Annotated in this window: 24 protein-coding genes; 14 read left to right on the top strand and 10 right to left on the bottom strand. The window is 70.7% G+C overall.

What is annotated here, in order from left to right; all coding sequences use genetic code 11:
• Position 1 precedes the first annotated feature (1 nt).
• The 3 genes from OG841_RS40905 to OG841_RS40895 all read right to left on the bottom strand — a co-directional run bounded on the left by OG841_RS40905 (position 2) and on the right by OG841_RS40895 (position 4,889).
• A complete protein-coding gene (locus tag OG841_RS40905; RefSeq protein ID WP_371569392.1) occupies positions 2 to 2,605 on the bottom strand; it encodes a cellulosome protein in 2,604 nt (867 codons plus the stop codon).
• A gap of 125 nt (positions 2,606 to 2,730) precedes the next feature.
• On the bottom strand, positions 2,731 to 3,270 hold the full coding sequence (locus tag OG841_RS40900) for a MarR family winged helix-turn-helix transcriptional regulator (protein ID WP_266552469.1): 540 nt from the start codon (positions 3,268 to 3,270) through the stop codon (positions 2,731 to 2,733).
• Complete coding sequence (locus OG841_RS40895) at positions 3,267 to 4,889, bottom strand: FUSC family protein (protein ID WP_371569389.1); 1,623 nt, start codon at positions 4,887 to 4,889, stop codon at positions 3,267 to 3,269. The genes OG841_RS40900 and OG841_RS40895 overlap by 4 nt, the downstream gene beginning before the upstream one ends.
• A 159-nt stretch (positions 4,890 to 5,048) precedes the next feature.
• Here OG841_RS40895 and OG841_RS40890 point away from each other — a divergent pair, with 159 nt between their 5' ends.
• The 5 genes from OG841_RS40890 (at position 5,049) to OG841_RS40870 (ending at position 8,527) form a co-directional block, all read left to right on the top strand.
• A complete protein-coding gene (locus OG841_RS40890; RefSeq protein WP_328636772.1) occupies positions 5,049 to 5,579 on the top strand; it encodes a DUF5134 domain-containing protein in 531 nt (176 codons plus the stop codon).
• Positions 5,580 to 5,723: 144 nt separating this feature from the next.
• A complete protein-coding gene (locus tag OG841_RS40885) occupies positions 5,724 to 6,395 on the top strand; it encodes a phosphatase PAP2 family protein (protein ID WP_365119809.1) in 672 nt (223 codons plus the stop codon).
• On the top strand, positions 6,392 to 6,910 hold the full coding sequence (locus OG841_RS40880) for a hypothetical protein (RefSeq protein ID WP_371569385.1): 519 nt from the start codon (positions 6,392 to 6,394) through the stop codon (positions 6,908 to 6,910). The genes OG841_RS40885 and OG841_RS40880 overlap by 4 nt, the downstream gene beginning before the upstream one ends.
• A 9-nt stretch (positions 6,911 to 6,919) precedes the next feature.
• Complete coding sequence (locus OG841_RS40875; protein WP_365119804.1) at positions 6,920 to 7,612, top strand: HAD family hydrolase; 693 nt, start codon at positions 6,920 to 6,922, stop codon at positions 7,610 to 7,612.
• Between the two features lie 240 nt (positions 7,613 to 7,852).
• Positions 7,853 to 8,527: a TetR/AcrR family transcriptional regulator gene (locus OG841_RS40870; protein WP_328636776.1), complete on the top strand. Its 675-nt coding sequence runs from the start codon at positions 7,853 to 7,855 to the stop codon at positions 8,525 to 8,527.
• On the opposite strand, the gene OG841_RS40865 is transcribed toward OG841_RS40870, so the two are convergent.
• Positions 8,515 to 10,017 carry an LVIVD repeat-containing protein gene (locus OG841_RS40865; RefSeq protein ID WP_328636777.1) on the bottom strand — a complete coding sequence of 501 codons (1,503 nt, stop codon included), beginning with the start codon at positions 10,015 to 10,017 and terminating at the stop codon, positions 8,515 to 8,517. The genes OG841_RS40870 and OG841_RS40865 overlap by 13 nt on opposite strands.
• A 96-nt stretch (positions 10,018 to 10,113) precedes the next feature.
• Between OG841_RS40865 and OG841_RS40860 the strand changes: the two genes are divergently transcribed.
• Complete coding sequence (locus tag OG841_RS40860; protein ID WP_365119835.1) at positions 10,114 to 10,782, top strand: DUF305 domain-containing protein; 669 nt, start codon at positions 10,114 to 10,116, stop codon at positions 10,780 to 10,782.
• Between the two features lie 27 nt (positions 10,783 to 10,809).
• Here the strand turns inward: OG841_RS40860 and OG841_RS40855 are convergent, their stop codons facing one another.
• On the bottom strand, positions 10,810 to 11,265 hold the full coding sequence (locus OG841_RS40855; protein ID WP_328636778.1) for a DUF6214 family protein: 456 nt from the start codon (positions 11,263 to 11,265) through the stop codon (positions 10,810 to 10,812).
• Positions 11,266 to 11,424: 159 nt separating this feature from the next.
• On the opposite strand from OG841_RS40855, the gene OG841_RS40850 reads away from it, so the two are divergent.
• Both OG841_RS40850 and OG841_RS40845 read left to right on the top strand, forming a co-directional pair.
• Positions 11,425 to 12,765, top strand: a complete 1,341-nt coding sequence (locus OG841_RS40850) for an FAD-dependent oxidoreductase (RefSeq protein ID WP_365119802.1) — start codon at positions 11,425 to 11,427, stop codon at positions 12,763 to 12,765.
• 90 nt (positions 12,766 to 12,855) lie between these two features.
• The gene (locus tag OG841_RS40845; protein ID WP_328636780.1) at positions 12,856 to 14,244 is read left to right on the top strand and encodes a nucleobase:cation symporter-2 family protein; all 1,389 of its coding nucleotides are present in this window, start codon (positions 12,856 to 12,858) and stop codon (positions 14,242 to 14,244) included.
• Here OG841_RS40845 and OG841_RS40840 read toward each other — a convergent pair.
• Positions 14,164 to 14,517: an ArsR/SmtB family transcription factor gene (locus OG841_RS40840; protein WP_328636781.1), complete on the bottom strand. Its 354-nt coding sequence runs from the start codon at positions 14,515 to 14,517 to the stop codon at positions 14,164 to 14,166. The two genes, OG841_RS40845 and OG841_RS40840, sit on opposite strands and share 81 nt — an antisense overlap.
• Before the next feature lie 160 nt (positions 14,518 to 14,677).
• On the opposite strand from OG841_RS40840, the gene OG841_RS40835 reads away from it, so the two are divergent.
• Both OG841_RS40835 and OG841_RS40830 read left to right on the top strand, forming a co-directional pair.
• Entirely contained in the window at positions 14,678 to 15,757 is a 1,080-nt protein-coding gene (locus OG841_RS40835) for an NADH:flavin oxidoreductase/NADH oxidase (RefSeq protein ID WP_328636782.1), read from the top strand.
• 287 nt (positions 15,758 to 16,044) lie between these two features.
• Entirely contained in the window at positions 16,045 to 16,224 is a 180-nt protein-coding gene (locus tag OG841_RS40830) for a hypothetical protein (RefSeq protein WP_328636783.1), read from the top strand.
• A 4-nt stretch (positions 16,225 to 16,228) separates the two neighbouring features.
• On the opposite strand, the gene OG841_RS40825 is transcribed toward OG841_RS40830, so the two are convergent.
• Both OG841_RS40825 and OG841_RS40820 read right to left on the bottom strand, forming a co-directional pair.
• Positions 16,229 to 17,521 (bottom strand): extracellular catalytic domain type 1 short-chain-length polyhydroxyalkanoate depolymerase, encoded by a 1,293-nt coding sequence (locus OG841_RS40825; RefSeq protein WP_371569379.1) that lies wholly within the window; start codon positions 17,519 to 17,521, stop codon positions 16,229 to 16,231.
• A gap of 105 nt (positions 17,522 to 17,626) precedes the next feature.
• Positions 17,627 to 17,749, bottom strand: coding sequence for a hypothetical protein (locus OG841_RS40820; RefSeq protein ID WP_328636785.1), 123 nt, complete (start codon positions 17,747 to 17,749; stop codon positions 17,627 to 17,629).
• Positions 17,750 to 18,090: 341 nt separating this feature from the next.
• On the opposite strand from OG841_RS40820, the gene OG841_RS40815 reads away from it, so the two are divergent.
• On the top strand, positions 18,091 to 19,068 hold the full coding sequence (locus tag OG841_RS40815) for a pectate lyase family protein (protein WP_371569376.1): 978 nt from the start codon (positions 18,091 to 18,093) through the stop codon (positions 19,066 to 19,068).
• Positions 19,069 to 19,115: 47 nt separating this feature from the next.
• Entirely contained in the window at positions 19,116 to 19,919 is an 804-nt protein-coding gene (locus OG841_RS40810) for a pectate lyase (protein ID WP_328636787.1), read from the top strand.
• 64 nt (positions 19,920 to 19,983) lie between these two features.
• Here the strand turns inward: OG841_RS40810 and OG841_RS40805 are convergent, their stop codons facing one another.
• Positions 19,984 to 20,742 carry a PaaX family transcriptional regulator C-terminal domain-containing protein gene (locus OG841_RS40805; RefSeq protein ID WP_328636788.1) on the bottom strand — a complete coding sequence of 253 codons (759 nt, stop codon included), beginning with the start codon at positions 20,740 to 20,742 and terminating at the stop codon, positions 19,984 to 19,986.
• Between the two features lie 72 nt (positions 20,743 to 20,814).
• Here OG841_RS40805 and OG841_RS40800 point away from each other — a divergent pair, with 72 nt between their 5' ends.
• Together OG841_RS40800 and OG841_RS40795 are read left to right on the top strand one after the other, a co-directional pair.
• A complete protein-coding gene (locus OG841_RS40800) occupies positions 20,815 to 22,470 on the top strand; it encodes an acyl-CoA dehydrogenase family protein (RefSeq protein ID WP_371569371.1) in 1,656 nt (551 codons plus the stop codon).
• Positions 22,471 to 22,578: 108 nt separating this feature from the next.
• Positions 22,579 to 24,600 carry a HEAT repeat domain-containing protein gene (locus OG841_RS40795; RefSeq protein WP_365119794.1) on the top strand — a complete coding sequence of 674 codons (2,022 nt, stop codon included), beginning with the start codon at positions 22,579 to 22,581 and terminating at the stop codon, positions 24,598 to 24,600.
• Positions 24,601 to 24,712: 112 nt separating this feature from the next.
• On the opposite strand, the gene OG841_RS40790 is transcribed toward OG841_RS40795, so the two are convergent.
• Entirely contained in the window at positions 24,713 to 25,300 is a 588-nt protein-coding gene (locus OG841_RS40790) for an Rv1733c family protein (protein WP_326671075.1), read from the bottom strand.
• Positions 25,301 to 25,433 lie beyond the last annotated feature (133 nt).

Here is a 25,433-nt window from a genome sequence, read left to right as displayed (position 1 = left end):
TCTAGAGGGAACGCACGTCAGCCTCCGCGGGGGCGAGCGGTGTCACCGTGACCTGGTCGATGACGGGGGCGTGGGCGGAGCGTTGGCCGAATGCGTTCCTGGTGTCGCCGGCGAAGTCGGGGAGTTCGTCGGCGGTGAACGTGATCGTGTTGAGTCCCGGGCGCAGGGTGACGGGTACGGAGAGGTTCCAGAAGTTGTTGAAGTGGAAGGTGGTGGGGAACAGGACGCGGTGCGCGGGGGCGCCGTTGACGCAGATGTCGGCGTGGCGGCAGACCGGGTCCGGGTTGTAGTGGGTGGAGGGGGGCTGCTCGCCGTTGGAGTAGCGGATCGTCAGCGCGTGGCGTCCGGCGCGATCCGCCGTGACCGTCAGGGTGAGCGCGTTCGCGGGCCCGGCGCCGATGCCGTCAACCGCCTTGCCACCGACGGCGTACGGGTGTCCGGTCACCCTCGCCGTGCCGGTCAGGACGCCTTCCTCGGCGGCGTACGCGGTGCTGGGCAGGAGGCCGCGAGAAGGAGCGATCCGCAGCCGGTCGACGATCAGCCGGTCCGATGTCCCGGTGACCGTCACCTTGTTGACGCCCCCGGCCAGGAAGAGCGGTACGGCGCCACGCTCGACGCGTCCGATCTCCTCGCCGTTGACGCTCCACACGCCCTCTCCGGGCCCGAGCAGGTCGACCGTCACGGAGGCCTCGCCGTCCTCGGCCGCGTACGTCCAGAAGGTGACGGTGCCGCCACGCGGGAGCACGGCGACTCCGGGCCCCGAGGCGCCGCGGTGGGCGTGACTGACCCGGGCCCCGCCACCGAGGTCCGCGAACTCGGCGTCGTACAGGGCGGTTTCGTCCTCGCTCCGCAGCAGGAGGTCCAGCTTGTCGACGACCGCGTCCCCCTTGGTGACGCCGAGGTCGGGGTCCTGGGCGGCGAGGGTGATCCGGTGCCGGCCCTCGGTCAGCTCCACCCGGGTGTCGGTGTGCCCCCACACCGCCGGCTTGTAGCCGAGTGGTAGCCGCAGTTCGCGAGGATTCTCGCCGTCGACGCGCAGGAAGACGTTGGTGGGGCCCTGCTCACGCACCAGGTCGGCGAGATTGTGCGAGCCCGCGAACACCGCGAGGTCGTACGTCCCGTCCTGCGGCACCTCGACGTCGAAGGCGAGCACGCCGTCTGATCCGGTGCGCAGACCGCCCACGTGGTAGCCACCGGAGGTCGCGAACCGATCGACGGCGGAGGGGGACCCCTCGGGTCCGTTCTTCGAGTAACCGCCTCCCGTGTAGGTGGCGTCCTCGGCCTCGTACGTCCGCCTCCAGCGGACCGCGGGCGGCAGGGCCGCGGTCCCGTTGCCGCCCGGCGACAGGATCACGTGGTAGGCGGACATCGCGTCGAGCTCGGTCAGACCGAGCGTCACTGTGCCGTTCGCGACCGGCAGTTCCTCGTCCCGCAGCCGCAACGGCTGTTCTGCCGCGCCCACTTGACCCGTCCAGGGAATCTCCACGACACGGGCGTGGACCACGGCACCGAACACCTCCGCGTCCACGCCCTCGAAGACGACGTCCGCCGCGCCGTCCGCTCCCCCGAACAGCGCCCGCGCCTGCCGCTTGTCCCGGTCGAGGGTGGCGACGCCCTGCAGGGTGTACTGCTCGTTGGGGTGCGGGGCGAGCACCCGGACGGTGTTTCCGGTCAGCTGCCCGTAGGCGTTGTAGAGCCACCACTGGCCGTTGGCCTTGTTCGCCTCGACCGCCGAGTCGTTGAGGTTCCCGGCGATGTTCCAGTAGGCGATGTCGGCGTCGACCTTCGACTCCTCGATGGCGGCGATCCACTGGATCATCTGTCCGGGCACGGAGACGTGGTAGTTGTGCGCGTACTCGTTGATGTTCACGGGCAGCGGGCCGATTCCCAACTCCCGTTCAAGCTCACGGTACTTGGCGATGTTGGTGCGGACCTCGGCGGGCGAGGACAGCTCGTGCCAGGTGACGATGTCGGGCAGCACGTCGTGCGACGTCGCGAACTCCAGGAACTCCCTGACCTCGGGGTACAGAATGCAGGTGTTGGGTCCGGCCACGCGAGCGTCCGGGTCGAGCTCCTTGATGAGGCGGTACGCGGCCTCCCAGGCGGCGAAGTAGTGGTCCGGCTCGGTCCGCCAGGAGACCTGGTCGTAGCTCCACTCCCCTTCGCCGAACATGTTGCCCTCGGGTTCGTTGAACGGCACGTACACGACGTGGTCCTTCAACTCCCCGAGGGTCAGGACGTGTTCGACCTGACGGCGGATCACGTCCAGATGTCCGGCGAGCCGCTCCTCGCCCGTGGCGCCCGGCCACTCGTACGGAAACCCCCGGTGGAAGTCGGGAAGGTAGACGTAGACGTCCTTGCCGCCCGCCGCGACGAAGGCCGGCAGGATCTCCAGGGCGTCGCCGCCGGGATGCTGGGTGCCGTCCTGGGCCTTGGTCGTCACCGTGCGCGGGTACATGCCCTCGACCACGACGCGGCTGGGCACGCCGTCGCCGTAGAGCCCGTAGAGCGTGCCGCTGGCTCCCCCGTGGAAGGGTCCGGTCTCGGTCCCGAGATCGATGGTGAGCTTCTCGGGGGCGGGGCCTTCGGCTGCCACGGCATCCATCCTTCGTTCGGCATTCCGTACGACGGTCGATGATCCGCACCGACCTGGACGAACGTAGAAAGCGCGGAGGGACCGCGTCAACAGGCAGCGGGCTTCGAAACTTCCGAAACCGCAGGTCGGAGCCGTCAGGCGCGCAGCACTCCCAGGCTGCCCTCCAGTCGGCCGAGCAGCTCCCCCAGCCGGCCGGCGAGTTCGTCCCGCGCCTCGGGGGTCAGGACGGACAGCACGGCCGTCTCGTACGCCAGTTGCTCGGGCAGGATCCCGTCGACCAGGTCGCGGCCGGCCTCGGTGAGCCGGACGTGGGCGACGCGGCGGTCACGGGTGTCGCCCCGGCGCTCCACCAGGCCCCGCTCGGTCAGCTGCTTGAGCCGCTTGGTGACGGCGGCGCCGGAGGAGAAGGTCTCACGGGCCAGGTCACCGGGGGTCAGCTCGTGGCCGGTGCGGCGCAGGGCGCCGAGCAGGTCGAACTCCGGACGGCTGAGTCCGGCCCTGCGCAGGGGAGCGTCCTCGGCCTGCTGGAGGAGGGCCGCGCAGCGGTTGACGCGGCCGATGATCTCCATGGGGCCGGTGTCGAGGCCGGGGTGGACGGTCTGCCACTGCCGGACGACGGCGGCGACGGTGTCGTGCCTCGCCGGTTCCTCCGGTCGTCCGTTCGGTGCCGTCATGGGCGTGCGCCCTCCGCTCTGTGGTGCAGGATCGTCGCGGCGAGCGTACGGTGTCCGGCCTGTTCGGCGCGTACGACCCTCTCCTGGGGCAGGGCGCGCTGCCACCATTCGCCGGACGCGGCCTCGACGCCGGCCCGCAGGTCGACCAGGGCGGCGGCGAGGGCGCGGCGGGCGGCGTCCAGGCTGCCGGGAGCGAGGTGCGGCTCCGCGACAAGGCGGGCGGCGCGGGCGCGGGCGCGTTCCACGGTGGCCAGCGCCTGCTCGACGCGATCTCCCGCGCGCCGGTTGGTGACGGCCATGGCGGCGGCGAACCCGACCAGCGCCCCGACGAAGGTGTCCACGACCCGCTCGGTGATCAGCCGGCCCGGCTCCTGGTACCCGGCGAACTCCGTGATGAGCAGCGCCATCGGGGTCACACAGATGCTGCCGAGCCAGTAGTTGCGGCCGATGAGTGCCTCGGCGCCGAAGTTGAAGGCGAGGCAGCACAGGACGAGGGCGGCGGGCCCGAGGTGGGCGAGCGGAACCACGGCGGCGAACACCAGCACCCCGACGAGATTGCCGACAACGCGCTGGACGCCCCGGCTCCAGGTGAGGGTGACGTTGGCCTGGTAGAGCGAGGCGGCGGTGACCAGCGCCCAATAGGGGCGGCCGATGCCGAGCGCGAGGGAGGCGTAACCGGCGAGGGCGCAGCCCAGGGCGGTGCGCATCGCGATCGGGGCGAGCGGTCCGAGGGCCCGCCACCACCGGCGGGCCGGGGCGGCGAGTGCGGCCTCCACGCCGAGGAGTTCGCCGTCGTACGCCGCCCGCGGGACCGGCCCCGTGCCGCGCAGTTCGCGGGCCCAGGCGCGCAGGCGGTGCGGGTCCGCGTCGGCGGGAGCGGCGAGGGCGACCTCGGCGCGGACGACGAGGCGTTCGAGGGCCTGCCGGGTCTCGGAGCGGGCGCCGGCCGAGAAGAGGGTCTGCCACGCCGCCTGTACGGCGGCATGGGCGGTTCCGCTCGTATGCGGGCGCCGGTTCTCCGCGTACGCGGCAGCCGCGTTCAGGGCGTGGGCGGTGGCCCGTCGCTCCGGGCCGTGCGGCCGGAACAGACCGGGTGCCATGCCGACCAACCAGGCCCAGGTGCCCGCCGCGAGGGCCAGGGCGAGGTGGCCGGGCACCTGGGCGAGCGTCTGCGGGGCGAACAGGGAGGCGGAGCTGATGAAGGTGAGGACCACATGGCCCGGCGGGCCGATCCGGGTCGCGTCACAGAGCGCTTTCTGTACGGCGGCCACCAGTGCGCCGACGGTGACCAGCACCACCGCGCTGCCGGTGAGCGAAGCGGCGACCAGACCGACACCGAGGCCGGCGACCATGCCCAGCACCACCCCGGCCAGGGCGCGGGCCCGGGCGGCGTAGGGCCGGTGGTGGGCGTACAGCGCGCACAGGGACCCGGCCATGGTGTACATGGCCAGGTCGAGTCGGCCGAGGGCCAGAAAGGTCAGGTTCGGCGGGGCGACCGCGACGACCACACTCAGGGCGGGCTTGAACCAGATGTCGGAGGGCCTGCCGAGGCGCAGCACACCGGCCAGGGGGAGACGGCGGACGCGCGGGGTGCGGGCAAAGGGGGTCGCACTGCTCATGAGTCAATACCTTAACAGGTGTTTTACTCGTAAACCATGGCTACGTGACCCCTCTGACCTGCTGTGCTCCGTCGCACGCTCCCCGCGTACACCCTTGCGCTCGATTGCGCGCCGCATGGCCCGGGCATTTCTTGACCGACGTCGAGCGGGGAGGTGGGCGTGCACGGACCGGCTTCGCCCGGCTGGCTGCTGGTGGCGCTCTGTGCGGCGACCGGGGCGTACTGCCTGCTGCGGATGCGCAGCAGCGTCGAGGAACAGCGCCGGGCCGCGGGCGGTGAGGCGCTGATGGGCTTCGGGATGGCCGCGATGGCCGTACCCGCCGCCGTGTTCACACCACCGTCGTGGGCATGGCCGCTCTGCGCGGCCGTGTTCGGCGGGGCCGCGCTGCGCGCGCTGTGGGCGGCACGCACGAGCACCCATCATCTGCACCACCTGGTGGGAGCCGGGGCCATGGTCTACATGGCGGCGGTGATGGCGGCCTCCCCCGGGCACCACGGCGGCGCGGGAGTCCCCGTGGTGACGGGCGTACTGCTCCTCTACTTCGCGGGCTATGTCCTGCTGTCCGGCGTCCGCCTGATACCGGCGACCGCCGGTGGCGGACCCGTCGGCTGGGGCGACCGTCCCGAACTCGCGCGCGCGTGTCGGCTGTCGATGGGTATCGCGATGGTGACCATGCTCCTGACGCTCTGAGGCGGCCGGACGGGAGGAGGGGGCGGCGTACGCCCCATACGGCTCGAAACATACGACTCGAACTCGACGAGAACCGGTACGTGTTCGGCCTCCGCCCCGCCCCGGAATTGGCCTCAAGCCGCACCGGTCGGCGAGGATCGCAGTATGCACACGCCGTCCGTCGACTCCCCGCCCCGCCCCCCGGAGCACCGGACCGCCGCCCGCGCGACCGGTGTCCTCGCCCTGTGCTCGGTGCTGCTGCTCGTCCTGGTCGTGGTCGAGTGGCATCCGTTGCTCACCGTGGACCGCGACATCGCCGACACGACCCACCGCTGGGCGGTCGACGAGCCGGGTGTCACCCACGCCTTCCGCATCCTCACGGACTGGGTCTGGGACCCCTGGGCGATGCGCATCCTGGCTGCGATCGCCGTGATCTGGCTGGTGTGGCGGCGCAACGCCCGGTGGACCGCCGTATGGCTGGCGGCCACCTGTGCGCTGGGCACACTGCTCCAGCAGATCCTGAAGGCCGCGGTCGGCCGCCCGCGCCCCGTCTGGCCCGACCCCGTCGACACCGCGCACTTCGCGGCCTACCCGTCGGGCCACGCCCTGACGGCCACGGTCGTCTGCGGTCTCCTCCTGTGGCTCCTCCACCACTACGGCGCCGGCCGCGCCCTGTGGTTCACGGCTCTGACCGTCGCCGTGATCTCCGTGGTCGGCGTCGGTCTGACCCGTATCTGGCTCGGCGTCCACTGGCCCTCCGACGTGCTCGGCGGCTGGCTCCTGGGCACGATGCTGGTGACACTGGCGGTGATGGTCCACCAGCGGTACCGGCCGTGAACGACAGCCCGGTCCGGGGCTACGGCTATGTGGGCCCACCCGAGTTGCGCTCGACGGTACGGCCGGACAGCGAGGGCAGGATCATCCGTTCCGCCGCCGACCTCGACGCCTGGCTGTCCGGGCGCGGGCCGGCCGAGACCTCGGAGCCCTTCACCTTCGTCGTCGCCCTCGACGGCCTCCTGCGGCTCGCGCCCCGCAGGAGTGAGCACGTGGCCTGCGCGGGCGGCGCGGATGTGACGGCCGCCGGCGAGATGGGATTCACCCGGGCCGCCGGCCGCTGGGCGGTCCACGAGGTCACCAACCACTCCACCGGCTACTGCCCGGACCTCGGTTCCTGGGAGGCGGTCGGGCGCGCGCTCGACCAGGCCCGTATCAAGCATCCTGGCCGGTTCACGCATGAGGTGGTGTTCCGGCGCTGCGAGGAGTGCGGGGAGCGGTCGATCGTGCGCGAGGCGGATTTCGTCTGCGTGTTCTGCGGGGGCGAGCTCCCCGTCGAGTGGAACGCAGGCTCGTAGGATCATCGCATGTCTGCCGTGTTGTTCGACTTCTCGGGAACCCTCTTCCGGATCGAGTCCACCGAGTCCTGGTTGAGGGCTGTTCTCGCCGAGGCGGGACTTGCCCTCGCCGAGGCGGAGTTGACGCGGGCCGCGCTGGAGCTGGAGAGGGTGGGGGCGTTGCCCGGCGGGATGGCGCCCCGGGGGCCGCTGCCGGACGAGGTCGCCGCCGTGTGGGGAATTCGGGACGAGAGTGCCGAGCTGCACCGTGCCGCGTACACCGGGCTCTCGCGACTGGTCCCGCTGCCGGATCCCGCCCTGCACGACGCGTTGTACGACCGGCACATGTCCCCCGTCGCCTGGCAGCCGTATCCCGACGCCGCCGAGGTCCTGCGGGGGCTGCGGGAGCGCGGGATCGGGGTGGGTGTGGTCAGCAACATCGGCTGGGACCTGCGACCCGTCTTCCGCGCGCACGGGCTCGATCCGTACGTCGACGTGTATGTGCTGTCGTACGAACACGGCGTCCAGAAGCCGGACCCCCGGCTGTTCAAGACCGCCTGCGCGGCGCTCGGTGTCGAGCCCCGGAACGTCCTGATGGTCGGCGACGACCGGCGGGCGGACGGCGGTGCGGCGGCCCTGGGCTGCGGGGTGCACTTCGTGGATCATCTGCCGACGGCGCAGCGGCCCGACGGGCTGCGGCCGGTTCTCGATCTGGCGGGCTGAGACCCCGGTCGGCACGCGGGGTCGACACCCGGGATCGATTCCAGAAAGGTGTCCGAAAACCGGTTGGTCACCCCGCCGAGGTGGTCGCCTGAGGACACCATTGGGTCGTATACCCGCCCACCCTGGACGATCCCCCGCGTCGCCCAGAGCAGGCGGCTGCCCCGACCAGGCCTTTCTCGGGCCGGTCCGGACGCATTTGAGTATAGTTGGCTGAGAGCCAGTCAACGCAGGAGTTACAGCATGTCCCCGCGCAGCGCCTCGGTCAACGAAGAGTTGCGCCGTCGTTCCCGGGAGCGGCTCCTGCAGGCCGCTGTCGAACTGGTCTCCGAGCGCGGTTACGAGGCCACGACCCTCGGCGACATCGCGGACCGGGCCGGTTCGGCTCGCGGTCTGGTGTCGTACTACTTCCCCGGCAAGCGGCGGCTCGTGCAGTCCGCCGTGCACCGGCTCATGCACCGCACGCTGGAGGAGGCGCTGGAGCGCGATCCGCGCACCGAGGACGGCCGGGAGCGGATGGCCCGGGCCATAGACGCGGTCCTGGGCCTGGCCCGGGACCGGACCGTTCTGATGCGCCAGCACATGGCGGGCCTGCTGGACACCGAGGGTTTCGTGCAGTGCCCGGAGCAACAGCGCCTCGCCGAGCTGCTGCGGGACACGATGGAACGGCACGGTTCACAGACGGTCGAGACCGACTACCCGATGCTGCGCTCGCAACTCATGGGCGCGGTCTACGCGATGGTCGTACCGAACGTCCCGATGTCGATGGCGACGCTGCGCGCCGAGCTGTTCACGCGCTACCGGCTCGACTGGGAGCAGGGCGTCCCGCCGGGCACCGAGGCACCCGACGGGACGTACGACGGGGATCTGTCGCGATTCTTCGAGACGGGCCAGGAGCCCGGGGATCAGTCGAAGTAGTCCGGCTGCGTCTGGACGTTGAGCTCGCCGAGCCGCACCTTCTTGGCGGGATCCGTGCGCCGGTCGCTGAGCTTCAGGACATCGAAGCCCTTGGCGATGTCGTTGGAGTAGATGTAGCCGTTGTAGTAGTACGCCGACCAGGAGCCGGCGGTCGTCAGCCGCTCGGTGGTCACGGGGCCGCGCTCGAAGTAGCCGATCTCCTTCGGGCGCGAGGAGTTCGTGAAGTCCCAGACGGAGACACCGCCCTGGTACCAGGCCTGGACCATGATGTCCTTGCCCTTGACCGGGATCAGCGAGCCGTTGTGGGCCACGCACACCTCGACGTCCGCCTGGTGGCGGGGGATCTTGAAGTAGCTGCGGAAGACGAGCTTGCGCTTGTCGCCCTTGCCAACGATGTCGTAGATGCCGTCGGCACCGCGGTTCGGACCGATCTCCGCGTTGCAGGTGGCCGCGCCGCCGCCGCCCAGCTCGTCGGTGAAGACGACCTTGTTCGCGTTCTGGTTGAAGGTGGCCGAGTGCCAGAACGCGAAGTTCACGTTGTCCTGCACACGGTCGATGACCTTCGGGTGCTCCGGGTCCTTGATGGAGAACAGGATGCCGTCACCCATGCAGGCGCCCGCCGCCAGGTCCTTCGAGGGCAGCACGGTGATGTCGTGGCAGCCGGTGGTCTTGGCGACGCCCGGGTTGGTGGGCGAACCGGGGTTGCCGCCGCCGTCGGGGCCCTCGCCGGGGAAGAGCACCGGGAAGTCCACGACCGCCGCCTTCTCGGGCGCGTTGCGGGGCACCTTGATGACAGAGATGCCGTCGTGCGGCGGCTGGCAGTCGGGGTAGGTCGCGCTCGGCGAGTACGAGGAGACGTAGAGGTAGACGTTCCTGCGCTCGGGCACCAGCGTGTGGGTGTGCGAGCCGCAGGCGGTCTCCACGGCGGCGACGTACTTCGGGTTGGTCTTGTCGGTGATGTCGAAGACCTTCATGCCCTCCCACGACGACTTCTCGGTCGCGGGCTGGGTGGTGCTGCTGCAACTGCTGTCGCTGCGCGAGGAGTCGGTGGACAGGAACAGCAGGTTCCCGGAGACGGAGATGTCGTTCTGCGATCCGGGGCACAGCACCTGGGCGACGGTCTTGGGCGCCTTCGGGTTGCTGATGTCGAAAATGCGGAAGCCGTCGTAGTTGCCGGAGAAGGCGTACCTGCCCTGGAAGGCCAGGTCCGAATTGGTGCCGGGCAGTGCGTCCTTGGGGATGTTGACGAGGTGTTCGATGTTGTCGGAGTGGACGATCTCGTCCTGGCCGGGTATCTCGCCGTCGGCGATCGCCGCCTTCACCTCGGCCTCGGCGCTCTTGGACACCCCCTTGCCCGCGGCCGGACCGTCCCCGGGGTCGGGGGTCGCCACGGCCGGTCCTGCGGTCAGCAGGGCGGCCAGGAGACCCGCGGCGGCCGCGGCAACTCCCAGGCGTCTGCGCCGGGTTCGGGACTCTTTCAACAGGATCACTGTTTTCCTCCCTGTGCCGTTCATGTGGAACGGTTCACGCGTCACCGCAGTATCGTCTTCACCATGCACAGATCAACAGAGGGCAACGAACCTGTAATGAAGGGACCATGGGCGGCCACTGTGCTTTTCCGCCGTGCGCCCCTGCTGACGGCGGCCCTGGCCGCCGTGGCAGCCCTGGCCCTCGGGGGCTGCGACTCCGAGGCGGATCCCAAGTCGGCGTCGGGGAGCGGGCCTTCGGTGCTCGCGCCGGGCAAGCCGGGCGAGGCGAACCGCACACTGTCCGCCCAGGACGCCGAGGAGCAGCGGGCCGACGACGACACTCCCAACTCGGCGGACGTCTCGTACGCGCGGATGATGATCGCGCACCACGCCCAGGCGCTGGAACTGACCGAACTGGCCCCCGAACGCGCCGAGTCGGCGAGACTCAAGGGGCTCGCCGAGCGGATATCGGCCGCCCAGGGGCCGGAGATCGCCGCGATGCGGGCCTGGCTGAAGGAGTACGACGAGCCTGAGAAGAGCGAGGACCACACGCACGCCACGATGCTCGGCATGGCGACCGAGGCCCAGCTGAAGAAGCTGCGCGCGGCGAAGGGGAAGGCGTTCGACGAGCTCTTCCTCACGCTGATGATCACTCACCACGAGGGGGCGATCACCATGGCGACGGACGTGAAGGGGCAGGGCAACAACATCCGGATCGAGGAGATGGCCGACGACGTGGTCGCCCAGCAGACGAGCGAGATCAACCGGATGCGGGACATGCTCTGAACGGGATGCTCCGGTGAACTCGCCGGTTCAGCGTCTTGCGTGACGTGGTGTCAGGAAGCCCGCGTCGCGCGCCCGGGCGATGAGCCGGAGCGACTTGCGGCGGCTGTGCCCGGTCGCGCACATGACCGCGAGGACCGGGTCGACGCCGTCGTCCTGGGCGGCTCGGTACTCCTGGGCGATCAACCAGCGCCCTTCCCTACCGCGCGGCCAGGCGGGGCGGGCCCGGCCGACCAGCTGCTCCGCGGCCCGGGGAGGCGTCACTCCACAGGCCTCGAAGAGCGGGCCCTCGATCCAGTCGGCGAGGGCGCCCAGGTCCTCGAGCGACAGCGCCGGCCGTGCCCGTACGTCCTCCAGGGACACGCCGCCTTCGGCCACCACCGCGAGCGTGTCCACCCGGGCACCGTCGGCGAAGGCCAGCCGGACGTGGAACCACGCCATCACGCCCCCGTCCTCCCGCACTTTCCACGCGGGCCACACGGACACGCTGCCGTCCGTCGGACGACGTTCAGAAAGATGAAGAACGGATGCTTCCAGCACGCACGCAACGTAACCGCATGATCACATTCCATACGAACGGACACGCGTACGCGTGTCACGCGCGGCACCCTGTCAGCGGAGCGGTGGCGGTGCGATCCTGGAAGCATGCGTGTCGCCGTCGTCGGCTCCGGGCCCAGCGGGTGCTACACCGCCCAGAGCCTCGTCCAGCAGGATCCCGACGTGCTCGTCGACGTCCTGGACCGGTTGCCGTGCCCGTACGGCCTGGTGCGCTACGGCGTGGCACCGGACCACGAGAAGATCAAATCGCTCCAGAACAACCTGCGGACGGTCCTGGAGCACGAGCGCGTGCGGTTTCTCGGCGGTATCGATGTCGGCCCGGGCGGGGTGCCGACCTCGCGGCTGCGCGAGCTGTATCACGCCGTCGTGTACTGCGTGGGCGCCGCGACCGACCGGCATCTGGGGATCCCGGGCGAGGATCTTCCGGGCAGCTGGTCGGCGACGGAGTTCGTGTCCTGGTACAGCGCGCATCCGGACTCCGCGGCCGACGGCTTCGTGGTCGGTGCCCGGTCGGCGGTGGTCATCGGGGTGGGGAACGTCGCGGTCGACGTGACGCGGATGCTGGCCCGCGGGGTGACGGAGCTCAGCCCGACCGACATGCCGCATCCGGCGCTCACCGCGCTGGCCGCCAGCCGGGTGACGGAGGTCCACATGGTAGGTCGGCGGGGCCCCTCCCAGGCCCGCTTCACCACCAAGGAGCTGCGCGAGTTGGGTTCCCTGCCGGACACCGAAGTGGCCGTGAACGCGGCGGAGTTGGCGTTGGACCCGGCGTACCTCGACCCCTCTGCCCTGTCGGCGCCGCAGCGCCGCAACGTGGAGGTGCTGCGAGGCTGGGCGGCCGCGGAGTCACGACCGACCTCCCACAGGATCTCGTTGCGCTTCTTCCTCCGCCCCGTCGAACTCCTCGCCGACGGCGGCCGCGTGGGCGCGGTCCGCTTCGAGAGGACGGTGCTCGACGGGCGCGGCGGCGTGCGCGGCACCGGTGAATTCGAGGAGATCGAGGCCCAGTTGGTGCTGCGCTCGGTGGGCTACCGGGGCATGCCGGTGGAGGGACTGCCGTTCGACGCGGAGAGCGGCACGGTACCCAACGTCGACGGGCGCGTCGTGCACGGCTGTTCCGCCGTCCGGGGAGAGTACGTGGCCGGCTGGATCAAGCGCGGCCCGACCGGCGTGATCGGCACCAACCGCCCGGACGCCAAGGAGACGGTGACCTCGTTGCTCGAGGACGCCCCCACGCTCGTACACAACGACCTGCCCGAGGACCCACTGGACGCGCTGCGGGCGGAGGGCGCCGAACCGGTGGAGTGGGCGGGCTGGTGTGCGATCGAGCGAGCGGAAGCGGAGCTCGGTGCGTCCCTGGGCCGGGGCGTGGTGAAGCTCCCGGACTGGCAGTCCCTGATGAACGCGGTGCACGGCAATGCCTCCTAGGGGCGCGAGCACCCCGTGGCCCGCACCGGGCAACGAACCGGCAACACCCCCGAAATCAACAAACTGTTCAACACGCTTACGGTCTCGGACATGGCTCAAACCACCCCTGTGCACCCCGTAGACGAAGTTCCCCCGGTACGGCAGCTCGCCGCCTTCGGCCTCCAGCACGTCCTCGCGATGTACGCGGGCGCCGTGGCCGTCCCCCTGATCGTCGGCGGCGCGATGAAACTGTCGCCCGCGGATCTGGCGTATCTGATCACCGCCGACCTCCTGGTGTGCGGTGTCGCCACGCTCATCCAGTGCGTCGGCTTCTGGCGCTTCGGCGTACGGCTCCCGATCATGCAGGGCTGCACCTTCGCCGCCGTGTCACCGATGGTCCTGATCGGCACGACGGGCGGCGGACTCCCGGCGATCTACGGCTCGGTGATCGTGGCGGGCCTCGCGATCATGCTGCTCGCCCCCGTGTTCGGCACGTTGCTCCGCTTCTTCCCGCCGCTGGTCACGGGCACGGTGATCCTGATCATCGGCATCTCGCTGCTGCCGGTCGCCGGCAACTGGGTCGCGGGCGGTGTCGGATCGGCCGACTTCGGCGCCCCGAAGAACATCGCGCTCGCCCTGTTCGTCCTGGTGGTGGTGCTGGGCGTGCAGCGGTTCGCGCCGGCGTTCCTGAGCCGGATCGCGGTGCTGATCGGCATCGGGGTCGGCCTGGCGGCGGCCGTCCCCTTCGGGTTCACGGACTTCGACGGGGTCGGTGACGCGGACTGGGTCGGGATCAGCACGCCGTTCCACTTCGGGGCGCCGACCTTCGAGTTCTCGGCGATCGTGTCGATGCTGGTCGTGGCACTGGTGACGATGACCGAGACGACCGGTGACCTGATCGCGGTGGGCGAGATGACGGACCGCGGGATCGAGCCGCGCTCCCTGTCGGACGGCCTGCGCGCCGACGGCCTGTCGACCGTGCTCGGCGGCGTCTTCAACACCTTCCCGTACACGGCGTACGCCCAGAACGTCGGTCTCGTCGGCATGACCCGGGTGCGCAGCCGCTGGGTCGTCGCCACGGCCGGCGGCATCCTGGTCCTGCTGGGCCTGCTGCCCAAGCTGGGCGCCGTGGTCGCGGCCGTACCGGCTCCGGTGCTGGGCGGGGCGGGCCTGGTGATGTTCGGAACGGTCGCGGCGAGCGGCCTGCGGACCCTCACCCAGGTGGACTTCAAGGGCAACAACAACCTGACCGTGGTGGCCGTCTCGGTGGCCATGGGCGTACTGCCGGTCGGCGTGCCGACGATCTACGAGAAGTTCCCCGACTGGTTCCAGACGGTGATGAACAGTGGCATCAGCGCGGGCTGCCTGACGGCGATCGTGCTGAACCTGCTCTTCAACCACCTGCCCGCGAAGACCGGTTCAGCCGGTGCCGAGCCGGACGGACTGGCGGACGGCGGCACCGAGGAGGGCGTCGAGAAGTCCCGGGAAGAGGTCGTCTAGGTCGTCCCGGCGCAGGCCGTTCATCTTGGCGGTTCCCCGGTAGACCTGCCGGATCACTCCGCTCTCGCGCAGCACCCGGAAGTGGTGGGTGGTGGTCGACTTGGTGACGGGCAGATCGAAGTGCGAACAGGAGAGCTCGTCGCTGACCGCGGCGAGCTCTCGCACGATCTGCAGACGCATCGGGTCGGAGAGGGCGTGCAGGATGCCCTCCAGCCGGATCTCGCCGCGCTCGGGGTGCGGGAGGGCACGGTTGCTGACGGCGGGGGAGGTCACGGCGGCTCCACTTCTCCAGGCTTCCCGGGGCTCTCCGGACCCGGTGGGACCGGTCCTCGGGAATGCCATTGTACGAGACCTTTCGTAGTTTGACATTCGACGTACTACGATGCCTATCGTACGAGTCGACCACCACCGGCCTTGATGGATGGAGCCCGCCGTGAGCGCACTCTTCGAGCCCTTCACCCTCCGCGACGTGACGATCCCGAACCGGGTGTGGATGCCGCCGATGTGCCAGTACTCGGCCGTTCCTGAGGGTCCCGAGGCCGGCGCCCCGAAGGACTGGCACTTCGCGCACTACGCGGCGCGCGCGGCCGGCGGCACCGGCCTGATCATCGTCGAGGCCACCGGCGTCAGCCCCGAGGGCCGTATCTCCCCCTACGACCTCGGCATCTGGAACGACACCCAGGTCGAGTCGTTCCGCCGTATCACCCGCTTCCTGGTCTCCCAGGGCACGGTCCCGGGAATCCAGCTCGCGCATGCCGGCCGCAAGGCCTCCACCGACCAGCCGTGGAAGGGCGGCGCACCGCTCGCCCCGAACGCGCGAGGATGGCAGTCGCTGGGCCCCAGCGCGCTTGCGTACGACACGAAGCACCCGGTTCCGACAGAGCTGACGGCTGATCACATCGCTCAAGTGGTGGGCCAGTTCGCGGACGCTGCCCGTCGCGCCCTCGCCGCCGGTTTCGAAGTCGCCGAGATCCACGGCGCCCACGGCTATCTGATCGGCAACTTCCTCTCCCCGCACAGCAATCACCGCACCGACGAGTACGGCGGCTCCTACGAGAACCGCACCCGCTTCGCTCTGGAGGTCGTCGACGCGGTACGCGAGGTCTGGCCCGAGGACAAGCCCCTCTTCTTCCGCGTCTCGGCGACCGACTGGCTGGAGGAGGGCGGCTGGACCCCGGACGACACCGTCCGCTTCGCCCACGACCTTCAGGCCCACGGCATCGACCTCCTGGACGTCTCCACCGGTGGCAACGCATCGGGCGTCCGCATCCCGGTCGGCCCCGGCTACCAGGTTCCCTTCGCCGCCCGCGTCAAGGCGGAGACCACCCTCCCGGTCGCCGCGGTCGGCCTCATCACGGAGACCGGACAGGCCGAGAAGATCCTCGCCAACGGCGAGGCGGACGCGGTGCTGCTGGGCCGCGAACTGCTGCGGAACCCGTCCTGGGCGCGGCATGCCGCGCGGGAGCTGGGCGGAGAGGTGCATGTTCCGGAGCAGTACCACCGGTCGGTCTGACGCCATTTCCGCAAAGGACCTTCGGCGCAGGGGGCACGGGAAGTAAGCTCCCCTGCGCACGGTCGGTTCGCCGACTGTGACGGGGAATGGGTCCGGCGTCCCTTTCGGGCGCGTCCGCCGAGCGGATCGGCGGCGCGTCAATCGCGACAACTTCACACGCGGCCTGCACGCCGGCAGGGCCTCAGTTGATCACCGTCGGTATCGGGTGGTCGGCCTGAGACACCTGCCATCCCGCCTGCGGCTCACTCTCGGTTCGATCGCCCTCCCTCTCGGAGGAGGCCCCGAGCATGGAGTCGCGGATCGTCCTGGACATCCTGGGCGCGGCAAGCGTGGTGTCCGTGTTGCTGTACACCCTCACCGGACTGCTCGACCAGGTGCGGGGCTTGCTGCGCTCCTGGCACGCCGTCCGGCGGGACGCCCGCGCACTGCGCCGGAACATCCCGCCGGAGGACCCCGACGGCCGGTGAGCCATCAACTCGCTGTACAGGCCTTGCCATTGAGCGTGAAGGCACCCGGCGCCGCGCTGTTCCCGCCGTGGTTCGCCTGGTACCCGATGCTGACGCTCGCGTTCGGCGCGATCGTCCCGTTGTATGTCGCGTTCGTCGCCGTCACCGCGCCGGAGGACGGGGCGTACGTGGCGCCCCAGCCGTTGGTGATGGTCTGGCCTGTGGGCAGGGTGAAGGCCAGCTGCCAGCTGTTGATCGCGGTGGTACCGGTGTTGGTGATCGCCACGGACGCCGTCAGGCCCGTGCTCCAGGCACTGGTCGTGGCCGTCACCTTGCAGGCGCCCGGCTGGGGTTGGGGGGCCGGGCCCGAGCTGTCGAGGCCGAAGAAGGCGAGGGCGCGGGCGGCCATGCCGGTGGTGTAGAGGTTGTGGCCGACGCCCTGGAGGCTGATCGCCTCGACGGGCGCCCGGTCACCGGTGGCACCGTAGCGGGTGCGGGTCCAGCCGGAGACCGGCGAGTCGGTGGCGGCAGGCGTCTGACTGACGCCGAGGACGTTCGTCCACTGCTTGATCTCCTCCCCGAAGTTGGGATAGCGCAGCACGTCGTCCTCCGTGCCGTGCCACACCTGCATGCGCGGCCGGGTGCCGGTGTAGCCGGGGTAGGCGGCGCGGACCAGGTCGCCCCATTCCTGCGGGGTGTGGGTGATCGTGCCGCCCGAGCAGGCGCTGTTCCACTCCGAGCCGTCGGTCGTCGCGAAGCAACCGAAGGGGACGCCGGAGAAGGCCGCGCCCGCCGCGAACACGTCCGGGTAGTCGCCGAGCAGGACGTTCGTCATCATCGCGCCGGAGGAGATGCCGGTGGCGTAGATCCGGCCGGTGTCGGCGGAGTAGGTGCTCACCGTCCAGTCGATCATCGACTTGATGCCGACGGGGTCGCTGCCGCCGCCCCGCTTCAGCGCCTGCGGCGAGGACACGTCGAAGCACTTGCTGGACCGGGTGACCGAGGGGTAGATCACCACGAAACCGTAGGTGTTGGCCAGTTGGGCCCACTCGGTGCCGTTGTACATGGCCGGTCCGGAGCCGGTGCAGTAGTGCACGGCCACGACGACCGCGGGGTGCGCGGTGACGTTGTCCGGTACGTACAGGTACATCTGGAGGTTGCTCGGGTTCGTGCCGAAGTTGGTGACCTCGGTGAGGGTCGCGGTGGGCACCGCCTCGGTGCGGGCCGAGGCCGCGGGTGCGGCGAAGAGCGCCGCCGCGAGTAACGACAGCAGTGCCAGCAGCACCGAACCAAGCGGTCTCCTGGGGGTGGTGGACACGTCCTTGCCCCTTTCGGTCAGCGGTATCGGAACGATCAGCAGGAGAAGTGCGTCCGGGTCAGGTCAACAGGGCCAGCCGCCTGGGCAGTGGGGAACAGTTTGCGCTCACGGACGGTCCAGGCCCCGGTAGCGGCAGCGCAGTCGGCAGGGGTCGATCGCCACTATCCCCAGCGCGGGCGAGGTGAGCGCCAGGCCGCTGATGAACGTACGCACAAGTGGAGTCGCCACCGACTCGCCCCTCTCGGAAGTTCTCGGAAATCTCGCGGAAGGGAAGCGTCCGGCGAGCATCGTGGCATGCGCATGGCCGCCATGGAAGCGCTCCCACACGTCGAAAGAATTCGCTCGCCCGTGCCGACCCTCCGCCACCTGGACGGCCGAATGTCTTCTGCGCAAAGCGTTGACCAGAAAGCGCTTACCCTCTACGTTCCGTTCAGCGATGTGATCGGGCCCCACCCCACAGGGCCGCACATTGCCGCTCTGCACTGCACACGTCGTTCAACATGGCGAACAATCTTCACGTACATGGCCGACCAGGCACCATGCAGGCACCACGGAAGGGACGCACCCGCATGCGTACTCGCCCCCCACGTACACACGCGCAAAGATCCGCTCTGGCCGCCGGTGCGGCCGCGCTCGCGACGGCGGCCGCGCTGGCCGTTCCGCAGCCGGCCGGGGCCGCCGAGACCTCCCCCATCGGTTTCGGCGCCGGAACGACCGGCGGCGGCAGCGCCTCCGCGGTCACCGTCTCCACGCTGAGCGCCTTCAAGACGGCCGTCACCGGCAGCACGGCGAAGGTCGTCAAGGTCAACGGCCTGATCTCACTGAGCGGTTCGGTCGACGTCGGCTCCAACACCACGGTGCTGGGCGTCGGCTCGTCCTCCGGATTCACCGGCGGCGGGCTGCGGCTGAAGAAGGTCACGAACGTCGTCGTCCGCAACCTGAACATCAGCAAGCCCCTCGCGCCCGCCGACGGCATTGAGGTTCAGGCCTCGACGAAGGTGTGGATCGACCACAACTCCTTCTCGGCGGACCGTGATCACGACAAGGACTACTACGACGGGCTGCTGGACATCAACCACGGCTCCGACAACGTCACGGTGTCCTGGAACACCTTCAAGGACCACTTCAAGGGATCGCTCGTCGGCCACAGCGACAACAACGCGAGCCAGGACACCGGCCATCTGAAGGTGACGTACCACCACAACTGGTTCAGCAACGTCAACTCGCGCATCCCCAGTCTGCGCTTCGGCACCGGGCACTTCTACGACAACTACGTCGTCGGCGCCGAGACCGCCGTGCACTCGCGCATGGGCGCCCAGATGCTCGTGGAGAACAACGTCTTCCGGAGCACCGGAGTCGCTGTCACCACGAACCGGAACAGTGACGTGGACGGCTTCGCCAACCTGCGCGGCAACGACCTCGGTGGAGCCGCCACCGAGGTCTCCCGGGTCGGCACCTTCACCACCGCTCCGTACCGCTACACCGCCGAGCCCGCCTCCTCCGTCGTCGCCTCGGTGACGGGCGGCGCGGGCGCCGGAAAGATCTGACCACCCCCAACCCGTCCACCCCCCGACACGGAAGAAGGAATCGGGACATGACTTCTTCGGCACGTCCACGCGCGCGTACCCGCGCCCTGACCGGAGCCATGGCCGCACTCGGCCTCTCGGTTGGCATGATCATGACACTGAACGCGCCGACGGCCGGCGCCGCCACCTGGCCGACCGCGAACGGCAGCCAGGGGGTCTCGTCGACCATCCAGCTGTCCGGCACCAAGGACTACGGGATGAAGCGCCTGTACGGCACGGGCGACCTGGGCAGCGACAGCCAGGACGAGGACCAGGGGCCGATCCTGAACCTGGCCGCCGGGACCGTCCTGAAGAATGTCATCATCGGGGCCCCCGCCGCCGACGGCATCCACTGCGCGGGCAGCTGCACGCTGCAGAACGTGTGGTGGGAGGACGTCGGCGAGGACGCGGCCACGTTCCGCGGCTCCTCGTCGTCGAACGTGTACACCGTCTCCGGCGGTGGCGCGCGGTCGGCCAGCGACAAGGTGTTCCAGTTCAACGGCGCCGGGACGCTCAACGTCTCCAACTTCGCGGTGCAGAACTTCGGCACCTTCGTGCGGTCCTGCGGCAACTGCTCGACGCAGTACAAGCGGACGATCAACCTCAACACCATCGAGGCGACCTACTCGGGCAACAAGCTCGTCGGCATCAACACCAACTACGGCGACAGCGCGACCCTGAAGAAGATCACGATCGTCGGCGACTCCGGCAAGAAGATCGTCCCGTGCCAGAAGTACATCGGGAACAACTCGGGCAAGGAGCCGACCACGAACGGCTCAGGACCGGACAGTACTTACTGCAAGTACGCGACGTCCGACATCACCTACAAGTAGCCGCTCGCCAGGTGAAGGCGGCCGTACGAAGCGTCCCCGCACGGCGCTTCGCACGGCCGCCGTGTCATGTGCGGAGCCGGCTCTGGGGCACGGTGTCCGCCAGCTCCCCTTGATAGGCGGCGTATGCGGAGCGCAGTTCCGCGCCCGGCCAGTCGGGCGGCAGGAGCTCGGGCGGCAGCACCGGGTCGGTCAGCAGATGCCGTACGACGGCCGCGAAGCCGGTGAGCCGGTCCGCGGGCCGATCCGCGCGCGCGACATGGGTGAGCAGCGCCCGGGACCGGGCCGCCCAGCCGCCGAGGGACCACAGCTCGGCGGCCAGTTCCGGCCCTGGGCGACCGGGGCGGGCCGTGTAGCGCTGGGCGACCGCGTCGAGGTCGTCCGGAAGCGCTCGGAGCAGGTTGGCGGGGCGAAGCCAGACGCCCTCACGGAGTTCGGCGAGCCGGAGGGCGGTCAGCCGCGCGCGCAGCTCGGCGCGTTCGGCCGGTCCACGGCCCGTCGCCGTGATCACGACCATCTCCCAGTCGCCGCTCCACGCGCGCGTGCGAGGGTGCACGGAGTCGTCCTGGCGGCGCTGCCGGGCGAGCAGCCGGTCGCTGAGGCCGTAGACGGTATCGGCGCGTCGCAGGTCACCGGCGCTCACCATCCGGCTGAGTGCGGCACGCAGCGTGGAGCCGCCGACCCCGAACGGCTCCACCGCGCGGAGCAGGTCCTTCACGGGCATCTCCGGCGGATGCGCCCCCAGCAGCAGACTCAGGACGACCGACCGCGCGGACAACGGCCGCAGGTCGACCTCGTCAGGCTGCTCCGACACGTTGCTCCGCATGGTCACGTACTGTACGACTTCCTCATTGTTGCACTATTGCTACGACCGCAGCAGGAGTGCAACATAGGTGCCATGGTCTCCATACCCGCGCAGGAACAGGCCGCCACCCACGCCGTCACCAACCAGCCGCCGCCACTGACTCCGTATGACGCCTCCGATGATCCCGTCCTGCTGGAAGGGCTGCGCCGCGAGGGCGCCGGCTGGGCCGAGGAGGGCATCCGGCGGCTCGGTCTGCGGGCCGGGAGCGCCGAATCCCAGGAGTGGGCGGATCAGGCCAACCGGCACGAGCCGGTACTGCGCACGCACGACCGGTACGGCAACCGCGTCGACGAGGTCGACTTCCACCCGAGCTGGCACCACCTGATGCGGGCCGCGGTCGCCGAGGGGCTGGCTGGAACCCCGTGGTCCGAAGACCGGCCCGGCGCCCATGTCGCGCGTACGGCAGGCGGGTTGGTGTGGGGGCACACGGAGGCGGGCCACGGCTGCCCCACGTCGATGACGTACGCGGCGATCCCGGCGCTGCGCAAGGAGCCGGAACTGGCGAAGGTCTACGAACCCCTGCTGACCGGCCGCGCGTACGAGCCGGAGCTCAGGGTGCCGGCCGAGAAGCGCGGTCTGCTCGCCGGCATGGGGATGACCGAGAAGCAGGGCGGATCCGACGTCCGCACGAACACCACGGCGGCGACGCCCACCGCGGAGTCGGGCGTGTACACGCTGCGCGGGCACAAGTGGTTCACGTCGGCACCGATGTGCGACGTGTTCCTGGTGCTGGCGCAGGCGCCCGGCGGGCTGTCGTGCTTCCTCGTCCCGCGCGTCCTGCCGGACGGCACCCGCAACACCTTCCGCATCCAGCGCCTCAAGGACAAGCTCGGCAACCGGTCGAACGCCTCCTCCGAGCCCGAGTTCGACGGGACCGTCGCCTGGCTGGTCGGTCCCGAGGGACAGGGCGTCAAGACGATCATCGAGATGGTCAACTGCACGCGGCTGGACTGCGTGATGATGTCGGCGACGCTGATGCGCAGGACGCTCGTCGAGGCGGGACACCATGCCCGGCATCGCAGCGCGTTCGGCGCCCGGCTGGTGGACCAGCCGCTGATGCGCAATGTCCTGGCCGATCTGGCGCTGGAGTCCGAGGCCGCCACCGCCCTCACGCTACGGCTGGCGGGCGCCGCCGACCGGGCGGTGCGCGGGGACGCCGGCGAGCAGGCGTTCCGCCGTATCGCCACCGCCGTCGGCAAGTACTGGGTCACCAAGCGGGGACCGGCCTTCACCGCGGAGGCCCTGGAATGCCTCGGTGGCAACGGCTACGTGGAGGACTCGGGCATGCCCCGGCACTACCGGGAGGCACCGCTGCTGTCGATCTGGGAGGGGTCCGGGAACGTCAACGCCCTCGACGTCCTGCGGGCGTTGCGCCGTGCGCCGGACACCGCTCAGGCGCTGTTCGGCGAACTCGCCCTGGCCCAGGGGGCGGACGCCCGTCTGGACGCGGCCGTCACCCGGCTCAAGGACCTGTTGGCCACGACGTCCGAGGCGGGCGCCCGCCGGCTGGTCGAGCACATGGCCCTCACCCTCCAGGCCTCCCTCCTCGTCCGGCACGCCCCGTCCGCGGTCGCCGACGCCTTCTGCGCCACACGGCTCGGTGGCGACTGGGGGCACGCCTTCGGCACCCTGCCCGACGCGGCGGACGCGGGCGCGATCCTCGACCGAGCACTGCCTGGCCGGAACTGATCCCTCCCCCACTGTCCGGATCGCTCACAGTCACCCGTCGATTCCGCTTGGTTGTCAGTCCCGTGGTGCAGACTCCGATCAGTTGGTACTTCGCCTGGGGAGGACAGCGTGTTCACGGGGATCGACGAGGTCGACTGGGCCTCGCTGCGGCATGCGTACGGCAGTGCGGAGGACGTGCCCGGGCTGCTGCGGGGGCTCGCCTCCGCGGACCCGGCCGAGCGGGAGACGGCCCTGGACGGGATGTACGGGGCCTTGCACCACCAGGGAGACGTGTACGACTCGACACTGGCCTGCGTTCCGTTTCTGCTCGCGCTCGCGGCGAGCGGGGAGATCGCGGACCGGGCCGGCCTCGTCGAACTCCTCGTCGGCATCGGGGCGGAGGACACAGCACGGGAGGACGGCGTCGAGAGCGGGCTCGGCGCGCGGGCCCGGATCGGCGTGTGCGCCGGAGCAGAGGTGTTCGTCCGGCTGACGGGGGACGCCGACCCCTCCGTCCGCCGGGCCGCCCCGGAGGCCGTCGTGCGGTTCCTGGACGAACCGGCCCGCGTGCTGGGCCTGTTGCGCGAGCGCTGCGTGCTGGAGCGGGACGACCGGGTCCTGCACGCCCTCACCGAGAGCCTGGGTCTCTTCGTGCGGCTGCATCCCGGGCACGCTGCCGGGGCGCTGGAGTTGCTGACGGCGCAGAGCAGCGCGCCGCACGACCCCGGCCTGCGGCTCGCCGCCCTCGGTCAGCTCGCCGACTGCGCTCCGGACCGGCTTCCGTCCGACCTGGTGACGGTCGCCGTCGGGCTGCTCAGGGAGCGGTCCGCACGGCGGGCCGGCAGACGGAACGGCGTCGACTGCCCCCACTCCGGCACCCTCGTGACGCGGCTGCGGCGGCTGCGGCCCTCGGACGAGCAGGGCTCACAGCTGCTGCGGACCCTGCACCGCGGACTCGGTGACCGGCTCGACGAGCGAACCGCCCTCCTCAAGGGGCAGTTGACCAGTCCGGACGCCGTCGACCGGTGCAACGCCGTATGGATGTCGGCGGGGCTGTTGCGCGAGTGGCGTGCCGACTGGGCCGAGCCGGTCGCTCTCGTCGGTGCTCAACTGGGCGCCGAGGAGGACCGGTTGCGCGATGCCGCGGTGTCCGTCCTGGAGGACCTCTTCGGTCTGGCCGCACCCGCCGCCGACGACCTCGCCGCCCTGGTGGCCTCCCGGCCCGACCTGTGGGTACGGCGCCGGGAGCGTGGGGCGCCGACCCTGGGCGGTCCGCTCAAGGCCCTTGCCAGGAGCGGGGATTCCCGGGCGACGCCGGTGCTGGCGGAGGTGCTGGCCGCTCCGGTCGTACCGGACGATCTGGGCCAGGTGATCGGACACCTGGGCACAGGGGCCGCCCCGCTCGCGCCCGCACTGCGTCGTCGGCTGGGCGAGGTCGTGTGGGACTCCCCCGGGACGTTCGAACGGGCCCTACCGCTGGTGTCGGCGCTCACGGCGCTGGGCGACACGGAGGCGGTGCCGGAGGTGCTGCGACTGGTGCGGGGGCTGCCCATGGGGCTGCGACCGCGGGACGCCGTGGTGGAGTCGGCCGTTCGTGCTCTCGGCACGTTCGGGGACGCCGCGGCCTCCGAGGTCATACCGGTGCTGCGTGAGCTGCTGGGGACGCAGTGCGCGGCGGTCGCGGCGGAGGCGTTGTGGTCCGTCGAGAGGGACCCGTCGGCCGTACTGCCCGTGTTGATCGGCGAGTTGACGGACGGAAGGCCACGACGACGGGCGGCCGCCGACGCGTTGGCGCGGCTTGGGCCGGAGGCCGGTCCGGCGCTGCCGGGGTTGCGACGGCTGGTTCGGGCGGAGGATCCGTGGGAGCGGGTGTCCGCCGCGTGTGCGGTCTGGCGGATCTCGGGGGACGGCGAGCTCGCCGCGCCGGTCCTGCGGACGGCCTGGAGGCAGAAGCCGTCCACGCGCCGGACCATCACCGCCTGCCTGGCCGTCCTGGGCCCTGCAGGAGACCCCCTCCACGATCTCCTTCGTACGGAACTGGCGGCCAGGCGCCGGCACCTGGCGTCACCGTCCGGTGGGTACGGCAGCCATGACGTGCTGGACGACGAGCGGTTGGTGCGGGCTTGTGGGGAGGTTCTGGGGGGCGCTTAGGGGACCCCGACCACCGGCAGGGGGTGCAAAGAGGTCCCGGGTGCGGTCCGCGAGGTGTCTCGCGCGGCCCGCACCCCGGGCAGCCCTGGCTGCACCACGCGACCCGCCGGTTCTACCTCCCGTCGGCCCGCCTCCCGCCCCACAACGGTCCGAAGAACGCCCAGTCCGTGTCCCACTGGTCGAGGCGGCGGCGCTCCATACGGCCGCGGAGGACCCGACCGCCCACGAAGGGGACGGCCGCGGTGCTGAAGCCGACCAGGATGCCGATCATCGCGGCGCGGATCCGGGCCTGCCCCTCGGTGGCGGGCTGGGTCATCAGACGGCCCCGGGCGTCGGTCCAGACGGTGACCGGTGTGCCCTGGGTGCTGCCGGGATCGACGCGGACCTGGCCCTCGTGGGCCGAGCCGTCGCCACCGGTCCAGGTCACCTTGCCCCATACCCGTTCACCGCTCGACGTGCCCGGGTCGGCCGTGCCGGGTGCCTGGTCGACGAGACGGGCCACGACGGGCCGCCACTCGACGCGCTCCAGCGCCAGCTGGTGCTCGACGGACCGGCTCACCCCCAGACCGGCTAACACCCCGGCCAGCAGGGTGAGCAGCCAGGCACCGAGTACGACCCACGCCTCGACGGTGTCGGCGCGGCGTCTGAGTGGATTGCGCCGCCAGCGCCACAGCCAGACCTTGGGACCACGGAACGCCATCGAAGGCATCCTCCTCATGAGCGACGGGCGCACGAACATGCCGGACCGACCTCCCATACGGGGGAGCCGTCCTCGATGCTCACGGCTCACGGCGAGTTCTCCGTCACGACGGTCCCACCGGGCCGCCCGCCGC

It is taken from the genome of Streptomyces canus (genome assembly GCF_041435015.1).
In the GTDB taxonomy this organism is placed as follows: Bacteria; Actinomycetota; Actinomycetes; order Streptomycetales; family Streptomycetaceae; genus Streptomyces; species Streptomyces canus_G.
This window is presented reverse-complemented; position numbering and strand designations above follow the sequence as displayed.